Raw genomic sequence first — 2220 nt, 5'->3', positions numbered from 1 at the left:
CGTCCGCGCAGAGCCGCACCGGTTCGGTCAGCCGCAGGCAGCGGACCCCGGAGCGGTGCAGTGCGGTGACCTCCGACTGGGCCGGGCCGGTCAGGGAGCGGCGGCCGAGCGCGAAGCCCGGCAGCTCCCGCGCGGCGGGGTCGTAGTCGAGCCACAGCTCGACCTCGGGGGCGGCCCCGTCCCAGGCGGCGTCGGTCCGCTCAGCCGATCGTGACGGCATCGGGCACCTCCTCGGAGCGGGGGTGGACGGCGGCGGGGCCGTGGCGGTGCTGCATCCGCATCAGCACCTGGTTGTCGGACTCGACGGCGACCTGGAGGTAGCCGTCCCCGTCGTGGAACAGCAGGCCGAGTTCGGTGAAGCGCTCCAGCACCGGCGCGACCGCCGCCGCGCCGCCGGGGACCCTGGCGGCCAGCGCGGCCGTCGAGCGGGGCTGGTCCAGCAGCCGGAAGACGGCGAGCTCCACCGGATCGGTCAGCTCGATCACCCGCCAGTCGTACCCGGGCCGGGTGTTGACCAGCACGACCCGCCCGTCCGCCTCCCGGTAGCTGAGCCGGCTGTCGGGGAACCGGGCGAGCCAGGTGTCCACGGCGGAGCTCAGCCGCTCCGCGAGGCCGCCGCCGATCCCGCGCGGCGGCGCGGTGAACACATAGGCCAGTTCGGCCAGTTCGCTCTCCGGAAGGCGGTAGGTCGCGCGGTACTGGAAGGCCGGCCGGGTGATGGCGAAGCCCAGTTCGGGGCGGTCGAAGTACGGGCTGAACCGCTCGATCGCGATCCGGCCCGCTCCGGTCGGCGGGTCCAGGTGGTGCAGCACGGGCAGTTGGCGGATCACCGACTCGTAGTCCTCCGGCTGTTCGCCCGGGAAGCCGTAGAGGTAGTTCCAGGTCACCGAGACCCCGGCGCTCTGCGCGTCGCGCAGCGCGCGGACGTTCTGGCAGCCCGTGACGCCCTTGTCCATGATCCGCAGGACCCGGGTGCTCAGGCTCTCGATGCCGGGCTGCACCTGGGCCGCGCCCGAGTCGCCGAGCAGCTGGAACTGGTGGCGGCGCAGATTGGCCTTGATCTCGAAGTGCAGCCGCAGGTCGACCGGGAGTTCGGCCAGGGACTTCAGGACGGTGTCGAAGTAGCCCATGTCCAGGATGTTGTCGACCACGTAGACGTCCAGCAGCTGGTGGCGTTCGGCGAGCGTGAGCACTTCGGCGAGGAAGTCCGCGGGCGGCTTCGAGCGGAACTCCATCGAGGAGCCGTTCAGACCGCAGAAGGTGCAGTGGTGCTTCTCGCCCCACCAGCAGCCCCGGGAGCCTTCGAGGACCAGTTTGGGATCGACCCAGCCGGCCGCGACGGAGGCGTCGAGGCGCTCGAAGAAGCCGTCGTAGCGGGGCGTGAGGATCGCGGCGGGCGGCAGCGGACGCCGGGCCATCGCGTTGGCGGTCGGGCTTCCGGAGGCGTCGCGCCAGCACAGCCCGGGGACGGCGGAGAGGTCGCCGCCGTCCGGGAGCCCGCCGGGGTGCCCCTCGGGGAGTCCCGCCGCGATGCCTTTCGCGAGGGCTTCCAGCAGCGCCGGGAAGGCGGCCTCGCCCTCGCCGCGCACCACGTAGTCCAGGAAGGGGAAGTTGCGGTGCAGCGCGGCGCCCTGCGGACCGTCGCAGTTCGCCCCGCCGAACACCGTGCGCACCCGCGGGCAGCGCTGCTTGAGCAGCCGCGCGGCGGCGAGGCTCGCCGTGTTCTGCTGGAAGGTGGTGGTGAAGCCGACCAGGTCCGGCGGGTCGGCGGCGAGCTCGTCGACGAGTCGGGCGATGAACGCGGGGGCGATCGCGCGGGTGGCCCGGGTCAGCGCGATCTCCCGCTCGCCCGCGCCGTTGGCGGCCAGGTACTCGAAGTAGCTCGCGAACCCGGCGTCATCGCCGCCGTCGCCGTCCCCGCGTTCGCCGTCGTCGCCGTACAGCGCGCCGGCGAACGCCCAGTCCCCGGCGCCCTGGAAGTAGGACTTCTCGGAGAAGTACTGGTAGTCGTCCACGCCGAAGCCCGCGCTCTCGGCCGCCCAGTCCACGAAGTCCAGGTTGGCGTACCGCACGTCGACCTGATGGCCGGCGCGCGCGGCGGCGGTGTGCAGGATCCCGAGCGCCAGCGACGGCACGTCGATCGCGCCCCAGGGCATGTGCAGCAGGACGATACGCATGATGGCCACTTCTGTTGTTCGCGGGCGGTCGGTGAGGGTGTCG

1 protein-coding gene and 1 pseudogene are annotated in these 2220 nt (G+C 72.7%); both read right to left on the bottom strand.

Features of this window, described 5'->3' with window-relative positions:
* Positions 1-220 (bottom strand): annotated as a pseudogene (locus ABD308_RS04530) (hypothetical protein); the annotation flags it as partial.
* Positions 201-2177, bottom strand: coding sequence for a RiPP maturation radical SAM C-methyltransferase (locus ABD308_RS04525; protein ID WP_344325875.1), 1977 nt, complete (start codon positions 2175-2177; stop codon positions 201-203). The pseudogene ABD308_RS04530 and the gene ABD308_RS04525, both read right to left, overlap by 20 nt.
* Positions 2178-2220 lie beyond the last annotated feature (43 nt).

The sequence above is a fragment of the Kitasatospora putterlickiae genome, assembly GCF_039527695.1.
GTDB lineage: Bacteria > Actinomycetota > Actinomycetes > Streptomycetales > Streptomycetaceae > Kitasatospora > Kitasatospora putterlickiae.
The sequence above is the reverse complement of the archived record's forward strand: the minus strand, read 5'-3'. Positions and strand labels throughout refer to the sequence as shown.